This window comes from Streptomyces dysideae, assembly GCF_001514305.1.
Taxonomy (GTDB): Bacteria; Actinomycetota; Actinomycetes; order Streptomycetales; family Streptomycetaceae; genus Streptomyces; species Streptomyces dysideae.
Map to the genome: position 1 here is coordinate 1 of NZ_KQ949115.1, position 17,351 is coordinate 17,351.

9 protein-coding genes and 1 tRNA gene are annotated in these 17,351 nt (G+C 69.1%); 9 read left to right on the plus strand and 1 reads right to left on the minus strand.

Annotated features, from left to right (window positions below):
* Positions 1-113 precede the first annotated feature (113 nt).
* Together AQJ91_RS40715 and AQJ91_RS40720 are read left to right on the plus strand one after the other, a co-directional pair.
* Positions 114-776, plus strand: coding sequence for a DegT/DnrJ/EryC1/StrS family aminotransferase (locus AQJ91_RS40715; RefSeq protein WP_067032707.1), 663 nt, complete (start codon positions 114-116; stop codon positions 774-776).
* Positions 777-857: 81 nt separating this feature from the next.
* Positions 858-933: transfer RNA gene (locus AQJ91_RS40720), tRNA-Thr, on the plus strand.
* Positions 934-986: 53 nt separating this feature from the next.
* Here AQJ91_RS40720 and AQJ91_RS40725 read toward each other — a convergent pair.
* Positions 987-3,740 carry a SpoIIE family protein phosphatase gene (locus AQJ91_RS40725; protein WP_067032710.1) on the minus strand — a complete coding sequence of 918 codons (2,754 nt, stop codon included), beginning with the start codon at positions 3,738-3,740 and terminating at the stop codon, positions 987-989.
* A gap of 376 nt (positions 3,741-4,116) precedes the next feature.
* On the opposite strand from AQJ91_RS40725, the gene AQJ91_RS40730 reads away from it, so the two are divergent.
* The 7 genes from AQJ91_RS40730 (at position 4,117) to AQJ91_RS40760 (ending at position 17,300) form a co-directional block, all read left to right on the plus strand.
* Entirely contained in the window at positions 4,117-9,600 is a 5,484-nt protein-coding gene (locus tag AQJ91_RS40730; protein ID WP_107122668.1) for a HAMP domain-containing protein, read from the plus strand.
* Between the two features lie 244 nt (positions 9,601-9,844).
* Positions 9,845-10,531, plus strand: coding sequence for a response regulator (locus AQJ91_RS40735; RefSeq protein WP_067032718.1), 687 nt, complete (start codon positions 9,845-9,847; stop codon positions 10,529-10,531).
* Positions 10,532-10,665: 134 nt separating this feature from the next.
* Positions 10,666-13,377 (plus strand): DNA translocase FtsK, encoded by a 2,712-nt coding sequence (locus AQJ91_RS40740; protein WP_067032891.1) that lies wholly within the window; start codon positions 10,666-10,668, stop codon positions 13,375-13,377.
* 227 nt (positions 13,378-13,604) lie between these two features.
* Positions 13,605-14,438 carry a helix-turn-helix domain-containing protein gene (locus AQJ91_RS40745; RefSeq protein ID WP_067032721.1) on the plus strand — a complete coding sequence of 278 codons (834 nt, stop codon included), beginning with the start codon at positions 13,605-13,607 and terminating at the stop codon, positions 14,436-14,438.
* 92 nt (positions 14,439-14,530) lie between these two features.
* Entirely contained in the window at positions 14,531-16,003 is a 1,473-nt protein-coding gene (gene rimO / locus AQJ91_RS40750; protein ID WP_067032724.1) for a 30S ribosomal protein S12 methylthiotransferase RimO, read from the plus strand.
* Positions 16,000-16,758 (plus strand): CDP-diacylglycerol--glycerol-3-phosphate 3-phosphatidyltransferase, encoded by a 759-nt coding sequence (pgsA, locus tag AQJ91_RS40755; protein ID WP_067032733.1) that lies wholly within the window; start codon positions 16,000-16,002, stop codon positions 16,756-16,758. The genes rimO and pgsA overlap by 4 nt, the downstream gene beginning before the upstream one ends.
* The gene (locus AQJ91_RS40760; RefSeq protein ID WP_067032736.1) at positions 16,755-17,300 is read left to right on the plus strand and encodes a CinA family protein; all 546 of its coding nucleotides are present in this window, start codon (positions 16,755-16,757) and stop codon (positions 17,298-17,300) included. The genes pgsA and AQJ91_RS40760 overlap by 4 nt, the downstream gene beginning before the upstream one ends.
* Positions 17,301-17,351 lie beyond the last annotated feature (51 nt).

Genomic DNA, 17,351 nt, shown 5'->3' on the forward strand with positions numbered 1-17,351 from the left:
TCCTTTTAGAGGGTTGGACCTGGAACTTCGGTTCCAGGTCCAACCCTCTTTTGTTGTACGTCACTTGATGTTCACGTTGCGCAACAACGATCCGACGCATGGGTACTGCTGCAATGCTCAGGGCCGCCGGCGTCGGAGTCGGTGACGAGGTTGTCGTACCGGCCTTCGTGAACGTCGAAGTCGCCGAGGCCGTGGTCCTGGCCGGGGCGCTGCCGGTCTTCGCCGACATAGACCCGGTGACGTACTGCCTGGACGCTTCCGCCGTCGAGGCTGCCGTGTCGTCGCGGACGGCGGCTGTGGTCGTCGTACACCGCTTTGGACGGTCGGCCGACATCACTCGGCTGCACGGGGTCGGGCAGCGGCACGGGCTGCTGGTGCTCGAGCAGGGGGAGTCCGAGGCGCCGTACGACGAGATAGCTCAGCGCAGGGAGCGGGCCGCCTATCTCGACGCGAAGCTGAAAGGGGTACGCACGCCCGACGGTGGTGATGGGCACACCTATCAGCAGTACATCGTTCGGGTGCCGGGGAACGGGCGGCCGGACCGGGACGCCTTCGCCCGGGCCGTGCGGGCCAGGCGTGTTGAGTGCCGGGTGCCGGTGAAGACGCCGGTGCACCGGCTGCCCGAGTACCGGCGGTGTGTGTCCCTTCCGGAGACCGAGCGGGCCGCTGATGAAACGTTGTCCCTGCCTGTCGACGCGTCTCTCACCAAGCGGGACATGCAGCGGATCGTGTCCGCCTGCAATGCTCTCGGCGGGCTGTTGCAGCCGGCCTTCTAGAGGCCCGGGCGGGTTCGAAGCATGCGCGGATTCGGGGTATGATCTATCTCGTTGCAGCGCGGGAGACCGCCAAGGCAGCGGGCCCCCATAGCTCAGTCGGCAGAGCGTCTCCATGGTAAGGAGAAGGTCAACGGTTCGATTCCGTTTGGGGGCTCCAGTAAAGAAGAAGGCCCTCGCCCTTTCGGGCGGGGGCCTTTCTCATGCCCTCCGTCAGTCCTTGTGGATGCCGGGCACGCGCATCGCCAGGATCGCCATGTCGTCGGACGGGGCGTCCGAGGCGAAGCGCTCCACCGCGCGCATGATGCGGGCCGCCACCGCGCCCGCCGTGAGGCCCGTGCAGGTTGTGAGGACGTCGGTGAGGCCGTCGTCGCCCAGCATGCGGGTGCCCTCGCGGCGTTCGGTGACGCCGTCCGTGACGCACAGGAGGACATCGCCGGGGTCGAGGGTGACCGTCTGCTCGTAGAGCTCCAGGTCCTCCATGACGCCGAGCAGCGGCTGGGGTTCGGCAGCCGGTTCGACCGTGCCGTCCTGGCGCAGGCGGAGGGGGAGCGGGTGGCCGGCGCAGACCACCTTGAGCTCCGCGCTGCCGTCCTCCTGAGGGCGCAGTTCGCCGTACAGGAGCGTCAGGAAGCGGCTGCGGGCGCCCTCGTCCAGGATCGCGGAGTTCAGGCGCTCAAGGACCGCGGGGCCGCTCAGGCCCTCGCGGGCCAGGAGGCGGAGGGCATGCCGGGCGAGGCCCGTGACCGCCGCCGCGTTCGGGCCCGTACCGCAGACGTCGCCGATGGCGAAGCCGTAGGCGCCGTCGCTGATCGGGAAGAGGTCGTAGAAGTCGCCGCCGACCTCGTTGCCCTCGCCGGCCGCGCGGTAGATGACCTCGACCTCGACGCCGCCGATCTCGGGGAGCTCGGGTGGCAGGAGGCTGCGCTGGAGGGACTGGCTGATGGCCGTGCGCTCGGAGTAGAGACGCGCGTTGTCCAGGGCGAGGGCGGCCCGGCGGCTCAAGTCCTCGGCCAGTTCCAGGATTTCCTGGCGGAAGTGTTCGTCCGTCGGCTTGCCGAGCGTCAGCATGCCGATGACGCGGTTGCGGGCCACCAACGGCAGGACGACCGTCTCGCCGCCCACCGCCGAAGCCGTAGCCAGGGTCGGGCCGATGCTCGTGCTGACCCGCCGGTGCGGGGGCTCGCCCAGGCCCAGGCTGCGCATCGACGTGCGCAGGGCCGCTTCGTGGGCCGCCTGCGCGGGGGCCGACCAGACGCGGGCGCCGGGGGTGGGGACCGGGTCCGGCGGGGCGATCTTCGACAGCAACGACTTGATGCCGTCGATGAGTTCTTCGTCCTCGTGCAGGACGTACGACAGGTACGGCTCCGAGGCCTGGTCGGCGATCGTGTAGACCGCGCACCAGGTGGCCAGGGTCGGGACCGTCATCTGCGCCATCAGGGCGAGGGTCTGGTCGCGGTCCAGGGTGCCGGCGAGGAGGTCGGAGGCCTCGACGAGGAAGCTCAGCGAGCCGCGGCGCAGGCGCTCCAGTTCACCCAGACGGGCGGATTCCACGGCCAACGCGATGCGGTCGGCGGCGAATTGGAGGCGCAGCGCTTCCTCGTTCGAGTATCTGGCCGGGCCTTCCGCGGCGACGCCGAGGGAGCCGGTGAGACGGCCCTCGACCTTCAGCGGGACCGTGACGACCGAGCGCATGCCGGTGCCGCTGAGCAGCGGTACCGCGCCGGGGACCATGGTGAGGTCCTCGTGGACGGCCGGCATGCGGGCCGAGCCGTAGCGGCCGGGGCCCGCCTCGACGGGCACGCGCGCGAAGCGCTGGCGGGCGGAGGGCAGGCCCGTCGAGGCGCGGACCTCCAACTCCGTCTCGTCGTCGGTCGCGAGGAGCAGGAAGGCGGAGTCGCCGTCGAGCATGTCGCGGGCGCGCTCCACCGTGCGCTGCAGGAGGCCGTCGAGGTCGTCGGGGGCCGGGGAGCCGATGAACACCTCGAACGGGTCGGTGCTCTGGGCATCGGAGCCGGACGACGCGTCGGACGCCGGGACACGCAACGGGGTCTGCAGGACGGCGCGTTCGTGGTCCCGGACGAGGAGGCAGACCGTGGAGGGCTCGCCGCCCGTGTCGCGGACGCGGAGGTGGGAGGCGTACACCGGAGTGACGCGGCCGTTGGCGCCCCTTATGCCGTAGCTGCCCTCCCAGCGGGAGAGCCGGAGGGCTTCCGCGATGCCGGTGCTGGTGCCCGGGGTGTGCGGCCAGGCCGCGAGGTCGGTCAAGGGCTTGCCGGTGACCTGCTCGGCGGCGTAGCCGAAGAGTTCCTCGGCGTCCTCGTTCCAGGCCGCGATGGATCCCGTACGGTCGATCTGGACGACCGCGACGCGGACCCGGCCGTCGGCGAGCGGGAGGAGGTCGGCGGGGAGGGCCGGGCCGGCCGCGCGGGTGCCCACCGGGCGCTCGGGGACGTCGAGTTGGAACCAGACCTGCTTGTGGGTGGGCGTGTATTCCACGCCCCAGCGGCCAGCCAGCGCCGCGCACAGCTGGAGGCCGCGGCCGCCCTCGCGGTCGGGGCTGCCCATGTTGACGGGGGAGCCCTGGAGGGGGATCTCGCGCTCCGGATAGCGGTCGGCCACCTCGATGCGTACGCCGTCGTCACTGCGTAGACACAACACGTCCGCGGAGGTGCCCGCGTGCACCACGGCGTTGGTGACCAGCTCGCTGGTGAGGACGACGGCGTCGTCCACGATGTCGGCGAAGCCCCAGCCCTGGAGGGTGTCACGGACGAAGGAGCGGGCACTCGCCACCGATCGCCCGAGGGGATCGAAGCTGGCTGCCGCGCGCGCGGTGATCACAGAACTCCTCGACCGGTTGTCGACGTGCAGGCCTACCTGGCCGACCGGCTCGTGCCGCTGATGCGGCAGGCCGCCCGTCGGCCGGGGGTCCGGGGGCTGTCCCCCCGGGATCAGTCCGGTGGTCATGTGTGCGGCCGCCCTCCGATGCCCGCTCGTACCTCGTGCCACCGCCCAGGCCGGACGGACCGGCGCGGCTGGACAGCCGCATGCAAGGTTACTTACCTTCGCCGTCCATGCGGATGCCGGTCTGCAGTGTTTCCGTCCGGAGGGTGTGCGGACGATGTGCGAAGCTGCCGAACTGTTATGGCCGGGTTCAGCCAGGGTGAAACACTGGGCAAGCTTCTTGTGAAGGTCCGGGCCGGGCGAGTGTCATCCGCGCATGGCGGGCAGCAGAGCGTGGTGTGGCCCGGTAGATCCGGCAGGAATGCGCAGCAGTAAAAGATTCGCCGAACAGTAGTACCCGAGCACAGCAGTAACGGTCGACCCCTGCGGGAGGGACACAGTGGAGTCTGGCGCAGCGACGCGGGGCACTAAGACGCGCGCGAAAGGCGGACAGTCCCCGAGTAACCAGCGCAAGACGCGCAACGGGACCACGGTGGTGGACACGGCTTCCCTGAACCGGTTGCTGGCGGCCCTGGTGTCGATGCGTGACGGCAACTTCCGCAAGCGGCTCACGGTGTCCGGCGACGGCGTGATGTCGGAGATCGCGGCGGTCTTCAACGAGGTGGCTGACCGCAATCTGCATCTGACGGGCGAGCTGTCGCGCGTGCGGCGCATGGTGGGGCGTGAGGGCAAGCTCACAGAAAGGCTGGAAACAGGCGCCTGCCAGGGCTCCTGGGCGGCCGCCATCGACGCGTCGAACGCGCTGGTCGACGATCTCGTACGGCCCGTCTCCGAGGTGGGCCGGGTGCTGTCGGCCGTGGCGGAGGGTGATCTGTCACCCCGCATGGAGCTGCGGACGCAGGCGCCGGACGGGGCCACCCAGCCCCTGCGTGGGGAGTTCCTGAAGGTCGGGCGCACGGTCAACAATCTGGTCGACCAGTTGTCGACGTTCACCGACGAGGTCACGCGCGTGGCCAGCGAGGTGGGCACCGAGGGCAAGCTGGGCGGACAGGCACGCGTGCGTGGCATGTCCGGTTCGTGGAAGGACCTCACGGATTCGGTCAACACCATGGCGTACCGGCTGACGGCCCAGGTGCGGGACATCGCGCTGGTGACCACGGCGGTCGCGAAGGGTGACCTGTCGCGGAAGGTCACGGTTCATGTGGCCGGCGAGATGCTGGAGCTCAAGAACACCGTCAACACGATGGTGGACCAGCTGTCGTCGTTCTCCTCCGAGGTGACGCGAGTCGCCCGCGAGGTGGGCACCGAGGGCGAGCTCGGCGGGCAGGCGCAGGTGCCGGGTGTGGCCGGTGTGTGGAAGGACCTCACCGACTCGGTGAACCTCATGGCCGGCAACCTGACCGCGCAGGTGCGGGGCATCGCCCAGGTGACGACGGCGGTGGCCAGCGGTGACCTGTCGCAGAAGGTGACCGTGTCGGCACGCGGTGAGGTCGCGCAGCTCGCCGAGACGATCAACCGGATGACCGAGACGCTGCGGATCTTCGCCGACGAGGTCACGCGCGTGGCCAACGAGGTCGGTGCCGAGGGGCAGCTGGGCGGTCAGGCGAATGTGCCGGGTGCGGCGGGAACGTGGAAGGACCTCACCGATTCGGTGAACACCGTCTTCCGGAACCTGACGACTCAGGTGCGGGACATCGCCGCCGTGACGACGGCTGTGGCCAACGGTGATCTGTCCCAGAAGGTCACCGTCGACGTGGCCGGCGAGATGCTCGAGCTCAAGAACACAGTCAACGGCATGGTCGACCAGCTGTCGTCCTTCGGCTCCGAGGTCACCCGGGTGGCCCGGGAGGTCGGTGTCGAGGGTGAGCTGGGCGGTCAGGCGCAGGTGCCGGGGGCCGCAGGTACGTGGAAGGACCTGACGGACTCCGTCAACACGGCGTTCCGAAACCTCACCGGACAAGTGAGGAACATCGCCCAGGTGACCACGGCTGTGGCCAACGGTGATCTGTCTCAGAAGGTCACCGTGGACGTCTCCGGCGAGATGCTCCAGCTGAAGAACACCGTGAACACGATGGTGGACCAGCTGTCGGCCTTCGCCGACCAGGTGACGCGGATGGCCCGGGACGTGGGCACGGAGGGCCGCCTCGGCGGTCAGGCCGTGGTGCCGGGTGTGTCCGGTACGTGGAAGGAGCTCACCGACTCCGTCAACTTTATGGGCGGCAACCTCACCTCGCAGGTGCGGCAGATCGCTCAGGTGACGACCGCGGTGGCCCGGGGGGACCTCTCCCAGAAGATCGACGTCGACGCGCGCGGCGAGATCCTGGAGCTCAAGAACACCATCAACACGATGGTCGACCAGCTGTCCGGGTTCGCCGAGCAGGTGACCCGGGTGGCCCGCGAGGTGGGCACGGAGGGCCGCCTCGGCGGTCAGGCGCAGGTGCCCGGTGTCGCCGGTGTGTGGCGGGACCTGACCGACTCCGTGAACGGCATGGCCGGCAACCTCACCGCCCAGGTGCGCAACATCGCGCAGGTCGCCACCGCGGTGGCCCGCGGTGACCTCTCCCAGAAGATCACCGTGGACGCGCGCGGCGAGATCCTGGAGCTCAAGAACACCCTGAACACGATGGTCGACCAGCTGTCGTCGTTCGCCGAAGAGGTCACGCGTGTGGCCCGTGAGGTGGGTACGGAGGGCCAGCTCGGCGGTCAGGCCGAGGTGCAGGGCGTCTCCGGTACCTGGAAGGACCTCACACAGTCCGTGAACTTCATGGCGAACAACCTGACCATCCAGGTGCGTCAGATCGCCGAGGTCACGACCGCGGTCGCCAAGGGCGACCTGTCGAAGAAGATCACCGTCGACGCCAAGGGCGAGATCCTCGAACTGGTGACGACCGTCAACACGATGGTCGACCAGCTGTCGTCCTTCGCCGAGCAGGTGACCCGGGTGGCCCGCGAGGTGGGCACCGAGGGCATCCTGGGCGGCCAGGCGCATGTGCCCGGCGTCACGGGCATCTGGAAGGACCTCAGCGGCAACGTCAACCTGATGGCCAAGAACCTGACCATGCAGGTGCGGAACATCTCCCAGGTCGCGGCGGCCGTCGCCAACGGCGACCTGACACGGACGGTGACGATCGAGGCACGCGGTGAGGTCGCGCAGCTCGCCGACACCTTCAACACCATGGTGAAGACGCTGAGTTCGTTCGCCGACCAGGTCACCAAGGTGGCCCGCGAGGTGGGCACGGACGGCATCCTCGGCGGGCAGGCGCACGTCCCGGGCGTGGCCGGCACGTGGAAGGACCTCACCGAGTCCGTGAACCAGATGGCGTCCAACCTGACCGGTCAGGTGCGGAACATCGCCATGGTCACCACAGCCATCGCCAAGGGTGACCTGACCAAGAAGATCGACATTGACGCTCGCGGTGAGATTCTCGAGCTCAAGACGACGATCAACACGATGGTCGACCAGCTGTCGTCCTTCGCCGAGGAGGTCACCCGAGTCGCCCGCGAGGTGGGCACCGAGGGCCAGCTCGGCGGCCAGGCACGCGTGCGTGATGTCGACGGCACCTGGCGCGACCTCACCGAGTCCGTGAACGAGATGGCCGGGAACCTCACCCGGCAGGTGCGTGCCATCGCGCGCGTGGCGACCGCGGTGACCCGTGGTGACCTGAACCTGAAGATCGACGTCGACGCTTCCGGCGAGATCCAGGAACTGCAGGACTACATCAACAAGATGATCGCCAACCTGCGCGACACCACGATCGCCAACAAGGAGCAGGACTGGCTCAAGGGCAACCTCGCCCGGATCTCCGCGCTGATGCAGGGCCGCCGCGACCTCGAGGACGTGGCCTCGCTGATCATGAGCGAGCTGACGCCGGTGGTGTCCGCGCAGCACGGCGCGTTCTTCGTCGCCATGCCGCACGTCGACGGCAAGGACAGGAACGCCGAGAGCGAGGACGCGTACGAACTGCGCATGCTCGGGTCGTACGGCTACTCGATGGGCTCCATGCCGACGTCGTTCCGGCCCGGGGAGGCCCTGATCGGGACGGCCGCCCAGGAGAAGCGCACGATCCTGGTGGAGAACGCTCCCAGCGGCTATCTGAAGATCTCCTCCGGGCTCGGCGAGGCGCCGCCCGCGCAGGTGATCGTGCTGCCGGTGCTGTTCGAGGGCAAGGTGCTCGGCGTCATCGAGCTGGCGTCCTTCACGCCGTTCACGCAGATCCAGAAGGACTTCCTCAACCAGATCGCGGAGATGATCGCGACCAGCGTCAACACCATCTCCGTCAACACCAAGACGGAGCTGCTGCTGAAGCAGTCGCAGGAGCTGACCGAGCAACTCCAGGAGCGGTCGGCCGAGTTGGAGAACCGGCAGAAGGCCCTCCAGGCGTCCAACGCCGAACTGGAGGAGAAGGCCGAGCTGCTGGCCCAGCAGAACCGCGACATCGAGGTCAAGAACACCGAGATCGAGGAGGCGCGGCAGGTCCTGGAGGAGCGCGCCGAGCAGCTCGCCGTGTCGATGCGCTACAAGAGCGAGTTCCTCGCCAACATGTCGCACGAGCTGCGTACGCCGCTCAACTCGTTGCTGATTCTGGCCAAGCTGCTCGCCGACAACGCGGAGGGGAACCTCTCCCCGAAGCAGGTCGAGTTCGCCGAGACCATCCACGGCGCCGGCTCCGACCTGCTCCAGCTCATCAACGACATCCTGGACCTGTCGAAGGTCGAGGCTGGCAAGATGGACGTCTCTCCGACGCGCATCGCGCTCGTTCAGCTCGTCGACTACGTCGAGGCCACCTTCCGGCCGCTGACCGCGGAGAAGGGCCTCGACCTGTCCGTACGGGTCTCTCCCGAGCTGCCGGCCACGCTGCACACCGACGAGCAGCGGCTGCTCCAGGTGCTGCGCAACCTGCTGTCCAACGCGGTGAAGTTCACCGACTCCGGGGCCGTCGAGCTGGTGATCCGGCCCGCCGGCAGGGAGGTGCCGGTGGCGATCCGAGAGCAGCTGCTCGAGGCCGGTTCGCTGCGCGACGCGGACGCCGACCTGATCGCGTTCTCCGTGACCGACACCGGGATCGGGATCGCGGCCAGCAAGATGCGGGTGATCTTCGAGGCGTTCAAGCAGGCGGACGGTACGACCAGCCGCAAGTACGGCGGTACGGGCCTGGGGCTGTCGATCTCGCGGGAGATCGCGCAGCTGCTCGGCGGTGAGATCCATGCGCAGAGCGAGCCGGGGCGCGGTTCGACGTTCACGCTGTATTTGCCGCTGCACCCGAGCGAACTCCCGCCGCAGGGTTATCAGCAGTCCTTGCCCGCCCTGGCGGTCGGCGACCTGGTGGCGTCCGCCGCGGAGCTGGCGGATCTGTCCGGGCAGCCCGACGTCCAGATCGAGACGCCGGCCGAGGTGAAGTCGTACCGGGAGACCCAGAACGGCGCCGCGGCGCTCTTCAGGCGCCGTCGCAGGGCCGCGACGGAGCTCGAGCTGCGGCCCGTGCAGCAGGACCAGTGGTCGGCCGCCGAGCAGAGCGCGGCGCCGGAGGTGCACCGGGGCATCCGGTTCGGCGGCGAGAAGGTGCTGATCGTCGACGACGACATCCGCAACGTCTTCGCGTTGACCAGCGTCCTGGAGCAGCACGGCCTGTCCGTGCTGTACGCCGAGAACGGCCGTGAGGGCATCGAGGTCCTGGAGCAGCACGACGACGTGGCGGTCGTCCTGATGGACATCATGATGCCGGAGATGGACGGCTACGCGACGACCACGGCGATCCGCAGGATGCCGCAGTTCGCCGGGCTCCCGATCATCGCGCTGACCGCGAAGGCGATGAAGGGCGACCGGGAGAAGGCGATCGAGTCGGGCGCGTCCGACTACGTGACGAAACCGGTCGATCCCGATCACCTGTTGTCGGTGATGGAGCAGTGGATGCGGGAGGAGTGACGGGAATCATCGGTGTTCACGCGGAGTTGCTGACTCAGTGTGCTCGAAGCCGTGTAGGAGTACGGGATTCGGGGAACCTTCTGGTCTCCCGCTACGTTTCTGCTACGTGCACAGTGACATCGCGGTGACAGGGTGTGGCGACAGGCGGGGTGCGGCTACCATGACCGGCACGAGGACGGGCGGCGCAAGGGAGTCGTCCCCTGGGGCGGCGCCCGGTGCACATCCGGGGCGAGGAGGGCGGGCCATGGTGCAGAAGGCCAAGATCCTCCTGGTCGATGACCGGCCGGAGAATCTGCTGGCGCTGGAGGCGATCCTCTCTGCGCTCGATCAGACGCTGGTGCGGGCATCGTCCGGGGAGGAAGCGCTCAAAGCACTGCTCACGGACGACTTCGCGGTCATTCTGCTGGACGTCCAGATGCCGGGCATGGACGGTTTCGAAACCGCCGCGCACATCAAGCGGCGAGAACGGACCCGGGACATCCCGATCATCTTCCTCACCGCGATCAACCACGGACCGCACCACACGTTCCGGGGGTACGCGGCGGGGGCGGTGGACTACATCTCGAAGCCGTTCGACCCGTGGGTGCTGCGGGCGAAGGTCTCGGTGTTCGTCGAGCTGTACATGAAGAACTGCCAGCTGCGCGAGCAGGCGGCGCTGCTGCGGCTCCAGTTGGAGGGCGGTGGCGGCAAGGCCGCGGCCGGCGGTGAGTCGAAGGAGCCGGCGGGGTTGCTCGCCGAGCTGTCCGCGCGGCTCGCGGCGGTCGAGGAACAGGCCGAGGCGCTGTCCAAGCAGCTCGACGACGAGTCGGCGGACGCGGCGGCTGTGGCTACGGCGGCTCATCTCGAACGCAAACTCACGGGGTTGCGTCGGGCGCTGGACGCGTTGGAGCCCGGGGCCGGCAGTACGTCTTCGGTGCCCTCGCAGAACTGACGTCGGGGCGGGGCCAGTTGCTGGGCGGCATCCATGAGCCGACGTCAGTTCCCGGCCCCCTTTGACCGCGACACGAACGGGTGAAGCAGTGGGCGCACGTGTTCGCTGTCGTCTCCGACGGTAACCTCACACCTATGGCCTCACGTCCCTCCGCAGCCAAGAAGCCGCCCGCGAAGAAGGCGGCCGCTTCAGCGAAGGCTCCGGCGAAGAAGGCCGCTGCCAAGAAAGCCCCTGCCAAGAAGGCGCCCGCCAAGAAGGCCGCGGCGAAGAAGGCCGCGCCGCCGAAGCCGGCACCGAGTCCCACCGGGGGCATCTACCGGCTGGTGCGCGCCGTGTGGCTCGGGCTCGCGCACGCGGTCGGCGCGGTGTTCCGCGGGATAGGGCAGGGCGCGAAGAACCTCGACCCGGCGCACCGCAAGGACGGCGTCGCCCTGCTGCTCCTCGGGCTCGGGCTGATCGTCGCCGCCGGGACCTGGTCGAACCTGCGCGGTCCCGTCGGCGACCTCGTCGAGATGCTGGTGACCGGTGCCTTCGGCCGCCTCGACCTGCTGGTTCCGATCCTGCTCGCGGTCATCGCCGTACGGTTCATCCGGCACCCCGAGAAGCCCGAGGCCAACGGCCGGATCGTGATCGGCCTGTCCGCGCTCGTCATCGGCGTGCTCGGCCAGGTCCACATCGCCTGCGGCTCGCCCGCCCGCAGCGACGGCATGCAGGCGATAAGGGACGCCGGCGGGCTCATCGGCTGGGGCGCGGCGACCCCGCTGACGTACACCATGGGCGAGGTCCTCGCCGTACCGCTGCTCGTGCTGCTGACCATCTTCGGTCTGCTGGTCGTCACGGCCACGCCGGTCAACGCCATCCCGCAGCGGCTGCGGCAGCTCGGTGTGCGGCTCGGCATCGTCCACGAACCGGCCGAGGACGGGTACAGCGAGGACGACGAGCGGTACGACGACCAGTGGCGCGAGGCGCTGCCCGCGCGCACCCGCAGGCGCGGGCCGGCGCCCGAGGCGTACGACCCCGACAACGCGGAGCAGGAGGCTCTCTCGCGGCGTCGTGGGCGCCCGAGGCGCTCCGCGGTGCCGCAGCCCGAGATGGACCGTCCCATGGACGCAGTGGATGTCGCGGCGGCCGCCGCTGCCGCGCTCGACGGTGCCGTCCTGCACGGGATGCCGCCCTCACCGATCGTCGCCGACCTCACCCAGGGCGTCAGCGTCGGCGACCGAGGGGAGACCACGCCGACTCCGACCCCGAAGCCCGTGCCGGCCGCGCGTCCCAAGCAGGAGAAGCTCAAGGGGGAGGTCCTCGACCTCACCAAGGCCGCGCCCGAGGAGATCCGCGACCTGCCCGCGCGCGCGGAACAGCTCCAGCTGTCCGGCGACATCACGTACGCGCTCCCGTCGCTCGACCTCCTCACGCGCGGCGGACCCGGCAAGGCGCGCAGTGCCGCCAACGACGCGGTCGTCGCCTCGCTCACCAACGTCTTCTCCGAGTTCAAGGTCGACGCGGCCGTCACCGGGTTCACCCGCGGGCCGACGGTCACGCGCTACGAGGTCGAGCTCGGCCCCGCCGTGAAGGTCGAGCGGATCACCGCGCTGACCAAGAACATCGCATACGCCGTCGCCAGCCCGGACGTGCGGATCATCAGCCCGATCCCCGGCAAGTCCGCGGTCGGCATCGAGATCCCGAACACCGACCGCGAGATGGTCAACCTCGGCGACGTACTACGCCTGGCGGCGGCCGCCGAGGACGAACATCCGATGCTGGTCGCGCTCGGCAAGGACGTCGAGGGCGGCTATGTGATGGCCAACCTGGCGAAGATGCCGCACGTACTCGTCGCCGGAGCCACCGGTTCCGGTAAATCGTCGTGCATTAACTGCTTGATCACTTCCATCATGGTGCGCGCGACCCCCGAGGACGTCCGCATGGTCCTCGTCGACCCCAAGCGCGTCGAGCTGACCGCCTACGAGGGCATCCCGCACCTGATCACGCCGATCATCACCAACCCGAAGCGGGCCGCCGAGGCGCTGCAGTGGGTCGTACGGGAGATGGACCTCCGCTACGACGACCTGGCGGCGTACGGCTTCCGGCATATCGACGACTTCAACGAGGCCATAAGGAACGGCAAGGTCAAAGCGCCGGAGGGCAGTGAGCGCGAGCTGCAGCCGTACCCGTATCTGCTGGTGATCGTCGACGAGCTCGCCGACCTGATGATGGTCGCCCCACGGGACGTCGAAGACGCCATCGTGCGCATCACGCAGCTCGCGCGCGCGGCCGGCATCCACCTGGTGCTCGCCACCCAGCGGCCGTCGGTCGACGTGGTCACCGGTCTGATCAAGGCGAACGTGCCGTCGCGGCTGGCCTTCGCGACGTCGTCGCTGGCGGACTCGCGGGTCATCCTCGACCAGCCCGGCGCCGAGAAGCTCATCGGCAAGGGCGACGGGCTGTACCTGCCGATGGGGCAGAACAAGCCCACCCGTATGCAGGGCGCCTTCGTGACCGAGGAGGAGGTCGCGGCCGTCGTCCAGCACTGCAAGGACCAGATGGCGCCCGTCTTCCGGGACGACGTCGTCGTGGGTACCAAGCAGAAGAAGGAGATCGACGAGGACATCGGCGACGACCTCGACCTGCTGTGTCAGGCGGCCGAGCTGGTGGTGTCCACGCAGTTCGGGTCGACGTCCATGCTGCAGCGCAAGCTGCGCGTCGGCTTCGCCAAGGCCGGGCGGCTCATGGACCTCATGGAGTCCCGGGGCATCGTCGGTCCGAGCGAGGGTTCCAAGGCTCGTGATGTTCTTGTGAAACCTGATGAGCTGGACGGAGTGCTCGCGGTGATCCGCGGGGAGTCCTAAGAGGAGCCCGGTGTTCGATCGTGACTCATCCGTAAGGGATCATTGAGCAACCGTTTCCCTTCGTCGTACGTCAAGTTGACGGAAGCGAAGTGTGCTTACCCCACCATCGGTCTGTCCGGCCATTCCGATGGCGTACAAAGTCCTACCGCCGGGTTGCCCCACCCTTTCGCACCCCCCCTAGACTGAACCCTCAGCACAGGTGGCTCAAACGCTCGAAAGGCGCCCCCGTGTCCATCGGCAACTCCCCTGAAGACGAGCGTCCGTTCGAAGACGATCGTGAGGAAGCCCGCCCTTCGATCGGCCGTGCCCTCCAGCAGGCGCGCATCGCGGCCGGGCTGACCGTCGACGACGTCAGCAACGCCACCCGGGTCCGTATCGTCATCGTGCATGCCATCGAGGCCGACGACTTCGCCCCCTGCGGCGGTGACGTCTACGCCCGTGGTCACATCCGGACCCTGGCCAAGGCCGTCCGCCTCGACCCGGCCCCACTGCTCGCCCAGTACGACGACTCGCACGGCGGACGCCCGGCGCCGACCCCGGCGGCCCCCCTGTTCGAGGCGGAACGCATCCGTCCCGAGCGGCGCGGGCCCAACTGGACGGCGGCCATGGTGGCCGCGATCGTCGCCGTGGTCGGCTTCGTCGGGTTCACCGCCGTCAAGGGCGGCGACGAGGGCGGGAAGACACAGGTCGCCGAGGGCTCCGAGCCCACGGCCGACAAGTCCCCCTCGCCCACGCCCAAGACCGACAAGCCCGAGAACCCCAAGCCGGACGCGTCGGACAGTGCCATCGCCGCCGCGCCCCAGGACAAGGTCACCGTCCAGGTCAGCGCCGTCCACGACGAGAGTTGGATCTCCGCCAAGGACCACAACGGCCGGCTCCTCTTCGACGGGTTGCTCAAGCAGGGCGAGAGCAAGACCTTCCAGGACAGTCAGAAGATCGACCTCGTCCTCGGCCAGGCGGGCGCGATCCAGCTGTACGTCAACGGCAAGCGGATCGACGACTTCCGGCCCGGGGCCGTGGAGCGCCTGACGTATACGAAGGGCGACCCGCAGGTCGGATAACCGGTCGGAAGGGCTGAGTGACCACGGGGTTGGCCAAGATCGGCCAACCCCGTCGACGTGGGGTGTCAGTGGGACGAAGTAGTCTTGAGCCCATGCCCGAACGCCGTACCGTCGCACTCGTCACTCTTGGCTGCGCCCGTAACGAGGTGGACTCGGAGGAGCTCGCAGGCCGCTTGGAGGCGGACGGCTGGCAACTCGTGGAGGACGCCGAGGACGCGGACGTCGCTGTCGTCAACACCTGTGGCTTCGTCGAGGCCGCCAAGAAGGACTCCGTCGACGCCCTCTTGGAGGCGAACGACCTCAAGGGGCACGGCAGAACCCAGGCCGTCGTGGCGGTGGGCTGCATGGCCGAGCGGTACGGCAAGGAGCTCGCCGAGGCCCTGCCCGAGGCCGACGGTGTGCTCGGCTTCGACGACTACAGCGACATCTCGGACCGCCTGCAGACCATCCTGAACGGCGGCATCCACGCCTCCCACACCCCGCGCGACCGGCGCAAGCTGCTGCCGATCAGCCCGGCCGAGCGGCAGGAGTCCGCCGCCGAGGTCGCGCTGCCGGGCCATGGTCCGACGGATCTTCCCGACGGTCTCGCGCCCGCCTCCGGCCCCCGTGCGCCCCTGCGCCGCCGGCTGGACGGCGCCCCGGTCGCCTCGGTGAAGCTCGCCTCCGGCTGCGACCGGCGCTGCTCCTTCTGCGCCATCCCGTCCTTCCGCGGTTCCTTCATCTCGCGCCGCCCGAGCGACGTGCTGAACGAGACGCGCTGGCTGGCCGAGCAGGGCGTCAAGGAGATCATGCTGGTCTCCGAGAACAACACCTCCTACGGCAAGGACCTGGGCGACATCCGCCTACTGGAGTCCCTGCTGCCCGAGCTCGCCGAGGTCGACGGCGTCGAGCGGGTGCGCGTCAGCTACCTCCAGCCGGCCGAGATGCGGCCCGGCCTCATCGACGTCCTCACGTCGACGCCGAAGATCGCGCCCTACTTCGACCTCTCCTTCCAGCACTCCGCCCCCGGCGTGCTGCGCGCGATGCGCCGCTTCGGCGACACCGACCGCTTCCTGGAGCTGCTCGACGCCATTCGGAGCAAGGCCCCGCAGGCGGGCGTGCGCTCCAACTTCATCGTGGGCTTCCCCGGCGAGACCGCGGCCGACCTGGCCGAGCTGGAGCGGTTCCTGAACGGCGCGCGGCTGGACGCCATCGGCGTCTTCGGGTACTCCGACGAGGAGGGCACGGAAGCCGCGACGTACGAGAACAAGCTCGACCAGGACGTCGTCGCCGAGCGGCTGGCCCGGGTCTCCCGGCTGGCCGAGGAGCTCGTCTCGCAGCGGGCCGAGGAGCGCCTCGGGGAGACCGTGCAAGTGCTCGTGGAGTCGGTGGACTCCGAGGAGGGCGTGTACGGCCGCGGGGCGCACCAGGCGCCGGAGACGGACGGCCAGGTGCTGCTCACGAGCGGCGAGGGCCTGAGCGTCGGTCGTATGGTCGAGGCGAAGGTGGTCGGTACGGAAGGTGTCGACCTGGTGGCCGAGCCGCTCCAGGGTTCGCTCGCAGGCAGTGAGGAGGCGGGCAGATGACCGGAGCCCCGGCGTCCGCCGCGGGTGGTCCCTCCCAGGCGGGTGCGACGGGTGCGGCCAAGGCCGGTGCGGCTTCGTCCAAGGCGGCCGGCGCCTCCGCGGCGTCCGGCGCCGAGTCCGGTGCCAAGTCCGTGCGCGGTGGGAAGATCGCGGCCGCGGCCGTCAACCAGGCCAGCGTCTGGAACATCGCCAACCTTCTGACCATGCTCCGGCTGGTCCTCGTGCCCGCCTTCGTCGCGCTGATGCTGGCCGACGGCGGCTACGACCCAGCCTGGCGTTCGCTCGCCTGGGCGGCCTTCGCCATCGCCATGATCACCGACCTGTTCGACGGTCATCTGGCCCGGACGTACAACCTCGTCACCGACTTCGGGAAGATCGCCGACCCCATCGCCGACAAGGCGATCATGGGGGCGGCGCTGATCTGTCTGTCCGCGCTGGGGGATCTGCCGTGGTGGGTGACGGGTGTCATCCTCGGTCGGGAACTCGGGATCACGGTGCTGCGTTTCGTGGTCATCCGGTACGGCGTCATCCCCGCGAGCCGGGGCGGCAAGCTCAAGACGCTCACACAGGGCGTGGCCGTCGGGATGTACATCCTGGCGCTGACGGGGTGGCTGGCCACACTGCGGTTCTGGGTGATGGCCGCAGCGGTCGTCCTGACCGTCGTGACCGGGCTCGACTATGTGAGACAGGCCATTGTGCTGCGCAGGCAGGGAATCGCCGAGCGCAAGGCCGCGTTGGAGGAGACGGAAGCGTGAATTCCCCCGCCGCCGACGTGGTGCGACTACTGACGGTGAAGGGCGAGACCCTCGCCGTCGCCGAGTCGCTGACGGGTGGTCTGGTTGCGGCGGAAATCACAGCGGCCCCCGGGGCCTCCAAGGCATTCCGGGGTTCGGTGACGGCCTACGCCACCGATCTGAAGCACCGCCTGCTCGGGGTCGACGCCACTCTGCTGGCGCGGAACGGAGCGGTGGATGCGCAGGTCGCGGCACAGATGGCGGCCGGAGTGCGGAAAGCTCTGGGCGCCGACTGGGGCCTCGCGACGACCGGCGTCGCGGGCCCCGAGCCGCAGGACGGGCAGCCGGTCGGCACGGTTTTCGTGGCCGTGGACGGGCCTTTCGGCCCTGGTTCCGGTTCCGCCGGTGGCGGAAAAGTGGAGGCGCTGCGGTTGAACGGCGACCGGGCGGAAATTCGTATGGAGAGTGTACGGAGCGTACTTGCACTGCTCCTGAAGGAGCTTGCGGGCGAACACACTGGGAATGAGCGGGCACAGGATACGGAACGGAACGGGGGGTTTTGATGTTTGCAGCCCTGAGTGAACACGACATCGCTCCCCGCACGGCCGCGGCGC

Bases quoted from the DNA above. Each gene is read 5' to 3' on its own strand.
- AQJ91_RS40715 (WP_067032707.1), top strand. From the start codon at position 114: ATGCTCAGGGCCGCCGGCGTCGGAGTCGGTGACGAGGTTGTCGTACCG.
- AQJ91_RS40725 (WP_067032710.1), bottom strand. From the start codon at position 3,740: ATGACCACCGGACTGATCCCGGGGGGACAGCCCCCGGACCCCCGGCCG.
- AQJ91_RS40735 (WP_067032718.1), top strand. From the start codon at position 9,845: ATGGTGCAGAAGGCCAAGATCCTCCTGGTCGATGACCGGCCGGAGAAT.
- AQJ91_RS40740 (WP_067032891.1), top strand. From the start codon at position 10,666: ATGGCCTCACGTCCCTCCGCAGCCAAGAAGCCGCCCGCGAAGAAGGCG.
- rimO (WP_067032724.1), top strand. From the start codon at position 14,531: ATGCCCGAACGCCGTACCGTCGCACTCGTCACTCTTGGCTGCGCCCGT.
- pgsA (WP_067032733.1), top strand. From the start codon at position 16,000: ATGACCGGAGCCCCGGCGTCCGCCGCGGGTGGTCCCTCCCAGGCGGGT.